Source organism: Mycobacterium sp. E183 (assembly GCF_001667735.1).
GTDB lineage: Bacteria > Actinomycetota > Actinomycetes > Mycobacteriales > Mycobacteriaceae > Mycobacterium.
Window position 1 is genome coordinate 47023 of the sequence record NZ_LZJN01000130.1, and the last position, 14419, is coordinate 61441.

Sequence of the window (14419 nt, forward strand, 5' to 3'; positions counted from 1 at the left end):
GTTTAGTAACTAAAAGTGATTAAGCCAGGTCCTCAACGGAGGCGGATTCGTTGCGCGACAAGTTGATTCCCAGGTTGGCCGCAGCCCGCTCCAGGTCCTCGTCCTCGCCTTCGCGCAATTCGATCGCCGCGCCGTCCGACGAGAGCACCTCGACGTTCAGGCACAGCGACTGCAGCTCCTTGAGCAGCACCTTGAACGACTCGGGGATGCCCGGCTCGGGGATGTTCTCGCCCTTGACGATCGCCTCGTACACCTTGACCCGGCCGACCGTGTCGTCGGACTTGATGGTCAACAGCTCCTGCAGCGTGTACGCGGCGCCGTAGGCCTGCATGGCCCAGCACTCCATCTCACCGAACCGCTGGCCACCGAACTGCGCCTTACCGCCCAGCGGCTGCTGGGTGATCATCGAGTACGGGCCGGTGGAGCGGGCGTGGATCTTGTCGTCCACCAGGTGGTGCAGCTTCATGATGTACATGAAGCCAACCGTCACCGGGTACGGGAACGGCTCACCGCTGCGGCCGTCGAAGAGCACCGCCTTGCCGTCGCCGTCCACCATCACCTCGTTGTCCCGGTTGGGCAGCGTGCAGGACAGCAGCCCCTGCAGCTCCGCCTCCCGGGCGCCGTCGAACACCGGCGTCGACACGATGGCGTTCGGCTCCGCGCTCTGCAGCTCCTTGGGCAGGTTGGCCGCCCACTCGGGGGAACCCTCGATGTTCCAGCCGGACTTGGCCACCCACCCGAGGTGGGTCTCCAGGATCTGGCCGATGTTCATCCGTCGCGGCACACCGTGCGTGTTCAGGATGATGTCCACCGGGGTGCCGTCCGGCAGGAACGGCATGTCCTCGACGGGCAGGATCTTGCCGATCACGCCCTTGTTGCCGTGCCGGCCGGCGAGCTTGTCACCGTCGGAGATCTTGCGCTTCTGGGCCACGTAGACGCGGACCAGCTCGTTGACACCGGCTGGCAGCTCGTCGTCGTCCTCGCGGGAGAACACCCGGATGCCGATCACCTTGCCGGACTCGCCGTGCGGCACCTTCAGCGAGGTGTCGCGGACCTCGCGGGCCTTCTCACCGAAGATCGCCCGCAGCAGCCGCTCCTCCGGGGTCAGCTCGGTCTCCCCCTTCGGGGTGACCTTGCCGACCAGGATGTCGCCGTCGCGCACCTCGGCGCCGATGCGGACGATGCCGCGCTCGTCGAGGTCGGCCAGCACCTCGTCGGAGACGTTCGGGATGTCCCGGGTGATCTCCTCGGCGCCCAGCTTGGTGTCGCGGGCGTCGATCTCGTGCTCCTCGATGTGGATCGAGGTGAGCACGTCCTCCTCAACCAGGCGGTTGGACAGGATGATCGCGTCCTCGTAGTTGTGGCCCTCCCACGGCATGATCGCCACCAGCAGGTTCTTGCCCAGCGCCATCTCACCGTTCTCGGTGCAGGGGCCGTCGGCGATGACCTGGCCGGCCTCGACCCGGTCCCCGGCGTCCACGATCGGCGACTGGTTGGCGCAGGTGCCGTGGTTGGACCGCTCGAACTTGCGCATCCGGTAGGTGTGCCGGGTGCCGTCGTCGGCCATCACCGTGATGTAGTCGGCAGAGACCTCCTCGATCACCCCGGCCTTGTCCGCGACGACGACGTCGCCGGCGTCGATCGCGGCGCGCAGCTCCATGCCGGTGCCCACCAGCGGCGCCTCGCTGCGCACCAGCGGAACCGCCTGACGCTGCATGTTGGCGCCCATCAGGGCACGGTTGGCGTCGTCGTGTTCGAGGAACGGGATCATGGCGGTGGCCACCGACACCATCTGGCGCGGCGACACGTCCATGTAGTCCACCTCGGACGACGGCACGTACTCGACCTCGCCCGCCTTGCGGCGGACCAGGACGCGCGACTCCTCGAACCGGCCCTTCGCGTCGATCGGCGAGTTGGCCTGCGCCACCACGTGGCGGTCCTCCTCGTCGGCGGTCAGGTAGTGGATCTCGTCGGTGACCACACCGTCGACCACCTTGCGGTACGGCGTCTCGATGAAGCCGAACGGGTTGACCCGCGCGTACACCGACAGGGAGCCGATCAGGCCGATGTTCGGACCCTCCGGGGTCTCGATCGGGCACATCCGGCCGTAGTGCGACGGGTGCACGTCACGGACCTCCAGCCCGGCCCGCTCACGGGACAGACCGCCGGGGCCCAGCGCCGACAGGCGGCGCTTGTGGGTCAGACCCGACAGCGGGTTGTTCTGGTCCATGAACTGGGAGAGCTGGCTGGTGCCGAAGAACTCCTTGATCGCGGCGACGACCGGCCGGATGTTGATCAGCGTCTGCGGCGTGATCGCCTCGACGTCCTGCGTGGTCATCCGCTCGCGGACGACGCGCTCCATCCGGGACATGCCGACCCGGATCTGGTTCTGGATCAACTCGCCGACCGTGCGCAGCCGCCGGTTGCCGAAGTGGTCGATGTCGTCGGTCTCCACCGGCACCTCGATGCCGCCCGGGACGGTCATCGTGGCCTGGCCCTCGTGCAGGCGGACCAGGTATTCGATGGTCGCGACGACGTCTTCCTCGGTCAGCGTGGACGACGTGATCGGCTCGCCGGCGTGCAGGCCGAGCTTCTTGTTGACCTTGTAGCGGCCGACGCGGGCCAGGTCATAGCGCTTCTCCTTGAAGAACAGGTTCTCCAGCAGGGTCTGCGCGGACTCCTTGGTCGGCGGCTCGCCCGGGCGCAGCTTGCGGTAGATGTCCAGCAGCGCCTCGTCGGTGCCCGCGGTGTTGTCCTTCTCCAGCGTGCCCATCATGATCTCGGAGAAGCCGAACCGCTCGTGTATCTGCTCGTTGGTCCAGCCCAGCGCCTTGAGCAGCACGGTGACGGGCTGGCGGCGCTTGCGGTCGATGCGCACGCCGACGGTGTCGCGCTTGTCGACGTCGAACTCCAGCCACGCGCCGCGGCTGGGGATCACCTTGACGCTGTGCAGCAGCTTCTCGGTGGACTTGTCGATGGTCTCGTCGAAGTACACGCCGGGCGAGCGAACGAGCTGGCTGACGACCACGCGCTCGGTCCCGTTGATGATGAAGGTGCCCTTCTCGGTCATCATCGGGAAGTCGCCCATGAACACCGTCTGGCTCTTGATCTCGCCGGTGTTGTTGTTGATGAACTCGGCCGTGACGAACAGCGGGGCCGCGTACGTCATGTCCTTGTCTTTGCACTCGTCGACCGGCGCCTTGACCTCGTCGAAACGGGGATCGGAGAACGACAGCGACATCGAGCCGGAGAAGTCCTCGATCGGCGAGAGCTCGTAGAGCACCTCTTCGAGGCCGCCGACCGGGCTGGGCTCGCCACGATCGGTGGCGGCCTCGCGCCAGCGCGGTGAGCCGATCAACCACTCGAAGGAGTCGATCTGCACGTCGAGCAGGCCGGGAACCTCGAGCGGTTCGCGGAGCTTGGCGAAGGAAACTCGGTTGGGCGCTCCGGGGACGGAGCCGTTTAGGGAACTTCCATTAGAGGAACTTTGTGGGCGATCCGTTTTGCTCTGGCGAGAATCAGCCAAGATGCATCCTTCCAGCACCTCGTGCGACTCACGAAGACCGGAACCACCGGTTGCGTTCGCCGCGAATTGTGTCGGTTAGGCCGGCGAACGAACTGTCCGGATCTCACGCGCACGGTGAAAGAACTAAGCCGCTTGCAGGGGGCTCAGGCTTAGACCACGGTGTCAGGTGGCGGGTGAGGTGGGCAGGAGGTAGCCAGCGCAACGTCCAACAATAGCGTAGGGCGGCGCATTCCTCAACTGTCCAGCACAGGACATCCAGGGACATCGGCGCTGGCTGGCATCTCGACTCTCCGCTGGATACATGCTGCCCAACAGACTGGCCCGTTTACGGCCCGTCGTCAAGAGGGCGGGCCGGGGGAGTTACGCGAAGTTATCGCGAAACCTCGGGCCGGACGAGCTAGTCGCCGACCTCGTGCGCGCGGTACTTGTGGGTGCCCTCCATGTCGTCGATGATCGCGGCTTGCGCCTTCTGCGGCAGGGTGTGCAGGATCTCGCGCACCCGCGCCTGGCGCCGGCCGACGGCCTTGCGCTCGGGCATCCCGGGGGACGCGACGATCTGCGGCGGCACGCCCTCGATCTCCTCCACACCGCCGGCGTGCTGGCCGGCCTCGAGGGCGGCCTGCTCTTCGGCCATCGTCGCCTCGTCCTTTTCCTCGGACATGCCGATCGGGCCGATGCGGCGGCCGTTGAGGAACTGCCGCACGACCGGCTCGTCGCTGGTCAGCAGCACCTCGCGGGGGCCGAACATGACCAGCTTGCGCCGGAAGAGCATGCCCATGTTGTCCGGCACGGTGCGGGCGATGTTGATGTTGTGCGTGACGATGAGGACGGTGGCGTCGATCTGGGCGTTGATGTCGAGGATCAGCTGGCTCAGGTAGGCGGTGCGGACCGGGTCCAGACCGGAGTCGGGCTCGTCGCAGAGGATGATCTGCGGGTCCATCACCAGGGCGCGGGCCAGGCTGGCGCGCTTGCGCATACCGCCGGAGATCTCGCCGGGGAACTTCTTCTCGTCGCCGCCGAGACCCACCATCTGCAGCTTCTCCATGACGATGTCACGGATCTCGCTTTCCTTCTTCTTGGTGTGCTCGCGCAGCGGGAAGGCGGCGTTGTCGAACAGGTTCATCGAACCGAACAGGGCACCGTCCTGGAACATGACGCCGAACAGCGTGCGGATCTCGTAGAGCTCCTTGGCCGAGCACTGCAGGATGTCGGTGCCGTCGATGACCACCGAGCCGCGCTCGGGACGCAGCAGGCCGATCAGGGACTTCAGGAACACCGATTTGCCGGTACCGGACGGCCCCAGCAGCACGCTGACCTCCCCGGCGGGGATCTCCAGGGTCACGTCTTCCCAAATTCTCGACGATCCGAAGGACTTGGTGAGGCCGTTCACCTCAATAGCGACACCCATGGGAGATCCTTCCGTCGACGCTCATGCCCGCCACCTGCCCTTTTATGTGGCATGAGTCACTGTAGCGCACGCTTGCTGCACGGCATCAGGGTTGCAAGGCACAGCCGGGAAAAATTGGCTGACCTGAGATCCGGCCGTCGCCGGCGGCCGCCATCCTATTCGACGCGCGTTAGCCAGTGGGCGCCCAATTGCCGTGAAAGCCCATCGGCACCCGCTGCGGCAAATGCACGGTGGCCACGGACTCGAGCGTCTGCGCGTCGAGCAACACCAGCTGGCCCTCGTCGCGGCCCCGGTGGTAGCCGTAGCCCATCAGAACGCCGTCGTCCTCGACTCGTCCCTTCTGGGAGCCGGGGTTGGGCACAAAGGACATCTCGCCGAGCAAAAGGTCGGGATCGAGCGCGGCGACCTCGCGGGCGCCGGTCTGGTAGTCGTGCTTGTACAGCGCGGCGGCGCCGCCGGCGAAGTAAGCCCCGACGGTGTAGCCGAAGCGGTGCGGGCCGCCCAGCATGTCCTCGTTGATCCGCGGAAATTCCTGCGGCTGATCGTCGCGGCATTCGGTGGCCACCGCGCCGGTCGCCAGGTTGATCGTCCACCGGTCCAGCGTCGGCGGGGTCTCGCCGGGCCCGTGCCGGTCGCGGTCGAACATCCGCGCGTATCGCACCACGTCGAGCACCAAAACCTCTGCGCCGTCCCGCATCTCGGAGTAGGCGTTGAGGGGGTGGTAGACGTAGCAGGGCTCGATCTCGAACCAGCGGACGTCCGCGTTGCCGCCCTCGCGCGGCATGACCCCGATGCGCGCCGGGTAGCCGGGGTTCCAGGCGTACGGCATGCGGTCGGAGTGCTTCGGGTTCCGGTTCATCAGGGCGTTGATCGGGCTCGGCACCCGCACGCGCCCGATCAGCGACTGCATCGCCAGCCGGGCCGGCAGGCCGAGCCAGCGGGGCATGGTCTGCGGCAGCGCCTGCACCGGGTCGAAGGTCACCGGCAGGTCGTAGATGACGACGTACTTCTCGGTCAGTGAGAAGTCGTGCATCATCGGCGACCCGGACACCTCGATGTCGACCGTGCGGCGGGCGCGGCCCCGGGTGTCGATCACCGAATACTGCACGGTGCGTCCGCGGGCGAACGAGTAAGAGACGGCGTGCAATTCGCCGGTGCGCGGGTCGCGGTGCGGATGGGCGGTGTAGCCGCCCGCCAGCGTGCCGTCGAAGTCGCAGGTGCCGACCGTGTCCAGCTCGTCGGTCAGCTCGTAGTTGGCCACCCCGCCCTCGACCAGCGCCAGGGTGCGCCCGGCGTGGGTCAAGACATTGGTGTTGGCGCCGAGCGAGAGCATGCCCGCCCGCGGGTCGAGCCGGCCCGGCGTCGCCTCGCCCAGGGCCGCGCACACCGACAGGCTGCGCACCCAGCGGTTGCGGTACCAGCGGGCACTGCCCCCGCTCAGCGCGACGCCGTGCACCATCCCGTCGCCGCTGAACCAGTGGTAGGTGGCCGGGTCGACCTCCTCGGCGGGGTTGGGACCGTTGCGCAGGTAGCGGCCGTCGAGGTGTTCGGGGATGCGTCCGGTGACCGGCAGGTCGGTCGCGGTCACCTCGGCGCCCACCGGCGCCAGCAGGCCCTCGAGGTACTGGTTCCGGGTTTCGGCGGTGTGCGCGACAGTCATCGCTGAGCTCCTATAACATTGATATGACGCTGTTATTTCGACGCTACGCCGCGGATGGGAGGATGGCAACGATGACTTCGGAATTGACTCAAGGGCAGCGCGGCGTCCGCGACGAGATGCTGCGCGCCGCGGTCGGCCTGCTGCACGAGCACGGCCCGGACGCGCTGCAGACCCGCAAGGTCGCCGGCGAGGCCGGAACGTCGACGATGGCGGTGTACACCCACTTCGGCGGGATGCGCGGCCTGATCGCCGAGGTGGCCGAAGAGGGCTTGCGCCAGTTCGACGCCGCGCTGGCGGTGCCCGCGACCGACGATCCGGTCGCCGACCTGTTCGTCATCGGTGCGGCCTACCGGCGCTACGCCATCAGGCACCCGCACATGTATCGGCTGATGTTCGGCAGCACCAGCGCGCACGGCATCAACGCCCCCGCGGGCAACGTGTTGACGCTGACGGTCGACGAGATCGAGCAGGACGTGCCCGGCTTCGTGCACGTCGTCCGGGCGGTCCGCCGATCGATACTCGCCGGCCGCATCACCGCCTGCGCCCCGGACGACGACCCGACGATCGTCGCCACCGCGGCCCAGTTCTGGTCCCAGGTGCACGGCTTCGTGATGCTGGAGCTGGCCGGCTTCTACGGCGACGACGGCGCGGCCGTCGCGCCGGTGCTCATCTCGATGTTCACCAATTTGCTTGTAGCACTGGGTGATTCCGCCGAGCGGATCGCCCTGTCGGTGCAGTCCACGCGCTGAGGACCACGAAACCCCCGGGAGCCGCAGGGCGGTCCCGGGGGTTTCGGCGTGGAGCTACTTGACGGTGACGGTGGCGCCGGCGGCCTCGAGCTTGGTCTTGGCCTCGTCGGCGGCCTCCTTGGCGACCTTCTCCAGCAGCGGCTTGGGTGCGCCGTCGACCAGGTCCTTGGCCTCCTTGAGGCCCAGGCCGGAGACGATCTCGCGGACGACCTTGATGACGCCGATCTTCTTGTCGCCGGCGGCCTCGAGGATGACGTCGAACTCCGACTGCTCCTCGGCGGCCTCGGCGGGGGCGCCACCGGCGGCCGGGCCGGCCGCGGCGACGGCGACCGTGGCGGCCGCGGTGACCTCGAAGGTCTCCTCGAACTTCTTGACGAAGTCGGAGAGCTCCAACAGGGTCATTTCCTTGAAGGCGTCGAGCAGGTCGTCGGTGGACATTTTCGCCATGGTGTGGGTCCTTCCTTGTGTTCCCAGGTTTGCGGGTTGGTTTTTATTCGGCTTCGGCCGGTGCCTCGGCCGTTTCGGCCGGTGCCTCGGGGGTTTCTTCTGCGGGCGCCGCCGGGGCTTCCGCGACCGGAGCGGCGGGCTCCGGCTCGGCGGGCTTCTTTTCCTGCAGGGCGGCCAACAGGCGGGCCATCTGCGAGGTCGGGGCGGCGAACAGGCCGGCCGCCTTGGCGAGGTTGCCCTTCATGGCGCCGGCCAGCTTGGCCAGCAGCACCTCGCGCGACTCGAGGTCGGCGATGCGCTCGACCTCGGCGACGGTCAGCGCGCGACCGTCCATGTAGCCGCCCTTGATGACCAGCGCCTTGTTGTCCTTGGCGAAGGTCTTGATGGCCTTGGCGGCGTCGACCGGCTCGCCGGTGACGAATGCGATCGCGGTCGGCCCGGCGAACAGCTCGTCGAGGCCTTCGACGCCCGCCTCGGACGCCGCCCGCTTGATCAGCGTGTTCTTGGCCACCGAGTAGGTGGCCGAGCCGCTGAGCGACCGGCGCAGCTCGGCCAGGTTCGCCACGGTCAACCCGCGGTACTCGGTGATCAGGGTCGCGGTCGCCTCCCTGAACTGCTCGGCGATGTCGGCAACGGCGGTGGCTTTGTCAGCCCTGGCCATGCGTACCTCCTGAAGTGAAAGCCATGCGACGTGTCGTCTGTGATCACCCGTGGAACGACGAACGCCCCGGCGCAGGATGCGGCCGGGGCGTGAACGCGCGCCGGCGCGGGCCGGCGCTGCTGCCTCGTCCTCCTGCGTGGGCCGCCGGGATGCTCCCGGACCTTCAACCGATTGCTCGGTGACCGACGGTCTTCGGTGGATCGGGCACCAGGATAGCCTGACCCGCCCCCGTCAGCCAAAACGGCGGCCGTCGTGCGGTCAGCGCAGGCCGGCCAGCCTGGCCGCGCCGACCAGGCCCGCCTCGCCGCCGAGTTCGGCGGACACCACCCGCAGGCCGGCCAGGAAGTCCAGCCGGGCGTACTCGGCCAGCTTCTCCCGCAGGGGGTCGAAGAGCAGGCCACCGGAGTTGGCGACGCCTCCCCCGATGACGACGAGATCCAGGTCGCAGACCGCGCCGACCGAGGCGATCATCGCCGCGAGCGCGGTGGCACCCCGGCGGAATGCCCGGCCCGCCAACGGATCCCCGGCCGCCGCCGCGGCGGCCAGGTCGCGGGCGCCGGCCGAGGGCGGGGCGGACCACCCGTTGGCCCGCGCCCAGCGCACCATGGACGGCCCGGACGCGATCGCCTCGACGCAGCCGCGCCCGCCGCACACGCAGGGCGGACCGCCGTCCTCCACCACCACGTGCCCGACGTGGCCGGCGTTGCCGGTGCGGCCGGTGTACGGGGTGCCGCCGAGCACCAGCCCGCCGCCCACCCCGGTGGACACCACCATGCCCAGCAGGAAGTCCGCGCCGCGGCCCGCGCCACGCCAGTGCTCGCCCAGCGCCATGCACAGGCCGTCGCCGCCGAGCCGCACGGGCACGCCCGGCACCGCGGCCGCGACGCGGTCGCGCAGCGGGAACCGTTGCCAGCCTTTGATGTTGACGGGGCTGACGGTTCCGGCGCGCAGGTCGATGGGGCCGGCCGACCCGATGCCCACCGCGGCGACCGCACCGCCGGCCGCGCGCAGCGCGTCGGCGATCGCCGCATGGAGAGCGGCCCACACCTCCTCAGCCGCGCCGCCGCCCGGCGTGGGCCGGACGACGGTGTGCACCAGCGCGCCGTCGGGGTCGGCGAGGCCGGCGGCGATCTTGGTGCCGCCGATGTCCAGGCAGAGGGTGAGCATCGCGATCAGTGCCGGTGGGTGTTGTCGGGTTGGCGGGGGTCGCCGGGATGCTCGTAGCCGGGAGCGAGCCGCACCAGCGCGGCCCGCCGCGCGTCCAGCCACACCCGGAAGGCGCGGCGGCGCGCGGCGCCGAGCAGATGGCCGGCGATCGCCGACCGCACGTCGTCCAGCTGCGGCGTGGCCGGCGGCGACCGCCAGCCGTGCGAATCGCGGCCCGGCGCGGCGAACCGCAACGGGTTGCGGGCGTGGTAGGAGGCCACCTCCTCGTCGGGGACCCGCACGGCGGCGGTGACGTCGGCGAACAGCGCCCGCGCGCGGGGGTCGGCCAGCACGGCGGCCGCGACGCTGCCGATCTCCAGCCGGGCCGTCGCGTCGGGCAGCAGCTCCTCCTCGCTCGGCGCGCCCCGCCCGCGCAGGCCGCGGGCCTCGACCTCGGCGGCGACGACCCGCTCGGTCACGATCAGCTGGGTCAGCCAGCGCCGCAGTTGACGCCCCTCGGCGGTGCCGACGGCCGGCAGTGCGGCCGCGCCCCGCCGGGCGCGCAGCCGCGTTTCGGCGGCGTCGACCTCGTCGACCGGGACCGCAACACCGGCGACCGTCGCGACCTCGCTCATGTCACGGTCACCCTGATCGCCGGGGTGTAGACCAGCCGGCCGGCGCAGCCGACCCGAACCAGGGCCCACCACCGGCCCGGCTCCAGCCAGGGCGGCGGGGTCACCGAAAAACGGAGGCGGGCGCTGCCGCGGGCGGGCAGGACCGCGCCCGCCGCGGCGGGGCCCAGCCACTCCCAGGTTCCCCACGGGCTGATCAGATGAGCCTCGAGCGCGAGATCCGCCCCGGCGCGGCTGCCGACCGTGACGGTCAGCGCCGCCGTGTCCCCGGCTGCCAACTCGACGTCGGCGGGCCCCTCGGCGAGGTAGATCAGCTCCCCCTCGTCGGTCGCGCCGACCTCGACGAGGCACACGTCCTCGACGGTCTGTCGCCACGCGGCCGGGGCCTCGTCGCCGGCGATGCGGAGCTGGGCCCTGACCGGGTAGCGCCCCGGGCGGGCGTGGGCGGGCACCGACACCGCCACGTCGGCCTCCCGGAAGTCGCCGCTGCGCAGCGTGAGGGGGAGTTCGTCGGGCTTGGCCGACCAGCCCTCCGGGCAGACCACGGTGACCGTGCCGGTCAGCGTGGCATCGCTGCAGTCGCTGACCGCGGTGAGCCGCAGCACGACCTCGCCGCCCGGCTCGGCGGGCGCCCGCACGGGATGCAGATGCGCGACGGCCGGCAGCCCGCCCAGCGGCGCGGGGCCCCGGTTGTGCAGCCAATAGCGCGCGTACAACGGCTGGGCGGTTTCCGCGTGCGGGGCCAGCGCGACCGACGCCGCCGGCGCGCGCGGGGTATCGAAACGGGCCAGCACGGTGGCGACCTGGTAGCCGTGCAGGTCGAGCGGGCGGCCGTCGCGCGCGGTTTCGAGCAGGTCGGCCGGGCGGATGTCGGCGAGTTCGCCGACGTCGGAGCCGATCACCACGTCGGCCCGCTCCCCCGTCGTCTCCACCAGGCGCAGCGCCACCGCGCGCGGATCGACCGGCCGGGCGCTGCCCGCCGTGAGCGGGTTGCCGGCCGCCTTCAGGGCGGCCAGCTGCACCCGGTCGGCGGGTTCGACGCGCAGCAGTGACCCGGCCGCGGGCGCCGCGCCGCCCGCCCCGCCCGCGGGGACGGCGAGCAGCGGGTGGCTGAACTGCGCGCTGCGGCTCGGGATTTCGGCACGCCGCCAGTCACCGTCGCCGCAGACCAGCGCGTAATCGAAGGCGTGCGTCCAGTGCTGGAGTTGGAAGTTCGAGCCGTCCGGGGCGGTGCGGCGTGGCTCGTCGATCCAGGTGCCCGACGGCCAGCCGGTGCAGGAGCGCATCAACGCGGTGTGCAGCGTGCCCTCGGAGTCGACGGCGAAGCTGGGGACGCCGCGATTGAGCAGGGCGACGGTGCGGTCGTCGAACTCGTCGGTGCCCGCCGGTGCCCGCTGGGTGACGACGATTTCGGCGTCGCGGAGGTCGTCGGCCACCGCCGCGATCGCGGCCGCCAGGCCCGGCTCGTCGCGGCCGGCGATCACCAGCACCGGCAGCGCCGCCGGCGCGCGCAGGTCGGCGCCGGGCACCCACACCTTCGCCAACGGCGCCGCGGCCGGCACCCAGACCGCGGCCCGGCCCGCCGTCGCCAACTGGCGGTCGAGCTCCTCGGCGTACACCGGATCGGCCTGCGCCAGCACCGTCTTGCTGAAGGCGTTGCGGGCCGGCCCGCCCAGCGCGATCCGCACGTCGGGCAGGTTCGAATCGACGTCGAGGTCGCCGTAGCGGGACTTGTCCGCGCCGCTGCAGGTGGCCGTCACCCCGGCGCGCACCAAGGCGACCATCAGCTCGCGCGCCAGCGGTCCCGACACCGCCTCGTCCGGCGTCACCACCTCGGCCACCGAGATCGCCCGCACGGCCTGGCCGTGCGGCGGGCCCACCCGAACGCGCGCCGCCGACGACAGGCCGAACCAGCCGTAGGCCGGGTTGTCCAGCGTCCAGAGGTGCTGCGCGGTGTCCACCGAGCGGGCGCCGTCATGCAACAGGGCGAAGCCCCGCCCCACGACGGCGTCGCCCACCTCGCTGACCGGCGTGGCGCCGGGCACCGGGCAGGGCCAGCGCAGCCGCACCAGCCGGTCGGCCCCGGTGAACTGGTCGATAGTGGTGCGGCAGTCCACCCGCTCGACGCCGTGCCACAGGGTGATGGTCTGCGTGTAGCGCAGCAGCGCGCCGATCCGGCCGGTGACGACCAGCCGCTGCCCCAACGGGCCGCGGAAGGCCCGCGCCCGGGCCGGCGACTCCGACGAACACACCACCGGCCCCTTCGGCAGTAGGTGCCACGGACCCTCGCCCTGCGTCGGGTGCGACGGGTATTCCTCGTAGACGGCCAGCTCGTTGCCCACCCGGCCGTCGGCGATCAGCTCCCGGCCGCCGTGGCTGAGGGAAACCACTCCCCCGCCACGCGCCGGGTCGACCTCGACGCGATAGCGCCCCTCGGCGATCGCCGCGCCGGGCACCTCCTCCCAGCCGGCCGGGCCGTCGCCGGGAACGAGCCGGTAGGCCCGCCAGCCCAGCGACGGCACGTCGCGCGCCAGCCAGCTGACCGTCCGGCCCTCGTCGCCGACGTGGGCGGGCAGCTCGCTGCCGTCGGTGTCGAGCACCCGCACCCCGGCCCCGAGTGGCGCGTCCAGCCGCGCGGTGACGATGTCGGTGCGCTGCCGGGACAACGGGTTCCACACCACGACGTCCCCGCCGAGCGCGCCGGACAGCAGCGCCAGCGCGGCGTCGCGGGTCGCGCGGCCCAGCTCCCACGCGTCGCGCCAGCCGGTCAGCAGGTCGAGGTACACCTGGTCGGACTCCGACCCGGTGATGGCGTCGTGGTGCGCCCCGTAGGCCAGCTGCACCCACGCCTTGGCCAGGGCGGCCTGCGGGTACTCGGCGCCGGCCGTCAGCCCGGCGAACACGGCGAACCGCTCGGCTTCCAGGACGGCGTTCTCGGCGGCCCGGTTGGCTTGCTTGGTGTCGATGTAGGACACGTCCTTGCCGGTGTAGATCGGGTTCATGTCGCGGGTCTGCGGCGACGGGACGTGCCCGTGCTCGGCCAACTCGGCGCGCACGGCCGCGAAGAACTCCCGCGGCAGCGCGCACACGAAGCGCGGCCAGGCGTAGCGAGCCGCCCAGTCGCGGTGGATGGCGGTGACCCACTTGTTCGGCGGCGTGTAGTCGGTGCCGACCGGCAGCAGCACGTTGCGCGTCAGCGCGACCCGCTTGAGCCGACGGAACAGCGCGTAGGTGGCGTCCTCGGCCTCGGCCAGCGATGCCGACTCGTCCATCCCCCAGCCCGCCCCGTAGTGCGCGGGCATGTAGTGGGTCAGCAGGCCGCGGCCCGACGGCGCGATCCACTCGAACTCGCTGCAGAACTGCATGCGGTCGACGTCACCGCCCGGGCCCCACTGGTGGTGCGGACCCCGGGCCCACGAGCTCGACGTCAGCCCCGCGTCGGCGGCCATCCCGGGGAATTGCGGGTCGTGGCCGAACACGTCGAGCTGCCAGGCCGTGGCCGGGTCCGCGCCCAGGACGTGACGCTGAAACCCCATGCCGTGCACCAGGTTTCGGATCGTGGTCTCCGGGCCGGTGAGGTTGGTGTTGGGTTCGTTGTAGGTGCCGCCCATCACCTCCACGCGGCCCTGCGCCAGGAAGCGGCGCAGGTCGGCGCGGTCCTCGGGGTGGGTGTCCCAATACGGCTTGAGGTAGTCGACCTCGGCCAGCACGAACTTGTACTCCGGCTCGCGGCGGGCCATCTCCAGGTGCGCGTGGACCAGCTCGAAGCTGTTGGTCTGCCGGCCCGGCGGGTCGGAGACCCACTCGCTGGTGTACGCGCCCTGGGTGTTCCACCACACCGGGTCGTAGTGGAAGTGACTGACCATGAACATCGTCCAGCCGGGCTCGGCCACGACGAACTCGAACGGCTGCCGGGCGCCGGCGGCCAGTGCCCGCGTCGCCCGCCGCTGCCCGACGACCGGGCGGTCCACCCTGACCGCGACCTCGACGACCTCGTCGCCGGCAACGGCCACCGCCTCCCCGCTCACGCCGTCCCCGTCGATGCGGATCGGCGTCGGCTCGGTCACCGCGGAGACGGTCACCCGCGCCAGCTGCACCGGAGCGTCCGGCGGCCCGACGAACAGCTCGGTCGAGTGGGCCGAAACCAGCTGCATCCCCGCACTTTACGGCCTGCCGGCCATCTACCATCG

Annotated in this window: 9 protein-coding genes; 1 reads left to right on the forward strand and 8 read right to left on the reverse strand. The window is 70.9% G+C overall.

Features of this window, described 5'->3' with window-relative positions:
• Positions 1-19: 19 nt before the first annotated feature.
• The 3 genes from A5691_RS13485 to A5691_RS13495 all read right to left on the reverse strand — a co-directional run bounded on the left by A5691_RS13485 (position 20) and on the right by A5691_RS13495 (position 6594).
• Positions 20-3526, reverse strand: a complete 3507-nt coding sequence (locus A5691_RS13485; protein ID WP_156670070.1) for a DNA-directed RNA polymerase subunit beta — start codon at positions 3524-3526, stop codon at positions 20-22.
• A 397-nt stretch (positions 3527-3923) separates the two neighbouring features.
• A complete protein-coding gene (locus A5691_RS13490) occupies positions 3924-4934 on the reverse strand; it encodes an ABC transporter ATP-binding protein (protein WP_067312439.1) in 1011 nt (336 codons plus the stop codon).
• 169 nt (positions 4935-5103) lie between these two features.
• Positions 5104-6594, reverse strand: coding sequence for a carotenoid oxygenase family protein (locus tag A5691_RS13495; protein WP_068017854.1), 1491 nt, complete (start codon positions 6592-6594; stop codon positions 5104-5106).
• A gap of 62 nt (positions 6595-6656) precedes the next feature.
• Here A5691_RS13495 and A5691_RS13500 point away from each other — a divergent pair, with 62 nt between their 5' ends.
• Complete coding sequence (locus A5691_RS13500) at positions 6657-7343, forward strand: TetR/AcrR family transcriptional regulator (protein WP_369827123.1); 687 nt, start codon at positions 6657-6659, stop codon at positions 7341-7343.
• Between the two features lie 54 nt (positions 7344-7397).
• Here the strand turns inward: A5691_RS13500 and rplL are convergent, their stop codons facing one another.
• From rplL to A5691_RS13525, 5 genes are all read right to left on the reverse strand, one after another.
• Positions 7398-7790 (reverse strand): 50S ribosomal protein L7/L12, encoded by a 393-nt coding sequence (gene rplL / locus A5691_RS13505; RefSeq protein WP_068266640.1) that lies wholly within the window; start codon positions 7788-7790, stop codon positions 7398-7400.
• 43 nt (positions 7791-7833) lie between these two features.
• A complete protein-coding gene (gene rplJ / locus A5691_RS13510; RefSeq protein WP_067757458.1) occupies positions 7834-8451 on the reverse strand; it encodes a 50S ribosomal protein L10 in 618 nt (205 codons plus the stop codon).
• Between the two features lie 258 nt (positions 8452-8709).
• Positions 8710-9618: an ROK family protein gene (locus A5691_RS13515; protein WP_067891171.1), complete on the reverse strand. Its 909-nt coding sequence runs from the start codon at positions 9616-9618 to the stop codon at positions 8710-8712.
• Positions 9619-9623: 5 nt separating this feature from the next.
• On the reverse strand, positions 9624-10232 hold the full coding sequence (locus A5691_RS13520; RefSeq protein ID WP_067780510.1) for a malonyl CoA-ACP transacylase: 609 nt from the start codon (positions 10230-10232) through the stop codon (positions 9624-9626).
• On the reverse strand, positions 10229-14383 hold the full coding sequence (locus A5691_RS13525) for an NEW3 domain-containing protein (RefSeq protein ID WP_068017861.1): 4155 nt from the start codon (positions 14381-14383) through the stop codon (positions 10229-10231). The genes A5691_RS13520 and A5691_RS13525 overlap by 4 nt, the downstream gene beginning before the upstream one ends.
• Positions 14384-14419 lie beyond the last annotated feature (36 nt).

What these genes read in the sequence shown, in the direction of transcription:
- A5691_RS13495 (WP_068017854.1), bottom strand. Translation starts at nt 6,594, where the DNA reads ATGACTGTCGCGCACACCGCCGAAACCCGGAACCAGTACCTCGAGGGC.
- A5691_RS13520 (WP_067780510.1), bottom strand. Translation starts at nt 10,232, where the DNA reads ATGAGCGAGGTCGCGACGGTCGCCGGTGTTGCGGTCCCGGTCGACGAG.
- A5691_RS13515 (WP_067891171.1), bottom strand. Translation starts at nt 9,618, where the DNA reads ATGCTCACCCTCTGCCTGGACATCGGCGGCACCAAGATCGCCGCCGGC.
- rplJ (WP_067757458.1), bottom strand. Translation starts at nt 8,451, where the DNA reads ATGGCCAGGGCTGACAAAGCCACCGCCGTTGCCGACATCGCCGAGCAG.
- A5691_RS13490 (WP_067312439.1), bottom strand. Translation starts at nt 4,934, where the DNA reads ATGGGTGTCGCTATTGAGGTGAACGGCCTCACCAAGTCCTTCGGATCG.
- rplL (WP_068266640.1), bottom strand. Translation starts at nt 7,790, where the DNA reads ATGGCGAAAATGTCCACCGACGACCTGCTCGACGCCTTCAAGGAAATG.
- A5691_RS13500 (WP_369827123.1), top strand. Translation starts at nt 6,657, where the DNA reads ATGGCAACGATGACTTCGGAATTGACTCAAGGGCAGCGCGGCGTCCGC.
- A5691_RS13525 (WP_068017861.1), bottom strand. Translation starts at nt 14,383, where the DNA reads ATGCAGCTGGTTTCGGCCCACTCGACCGAGCTGTTCGTCGGGCCGCCG.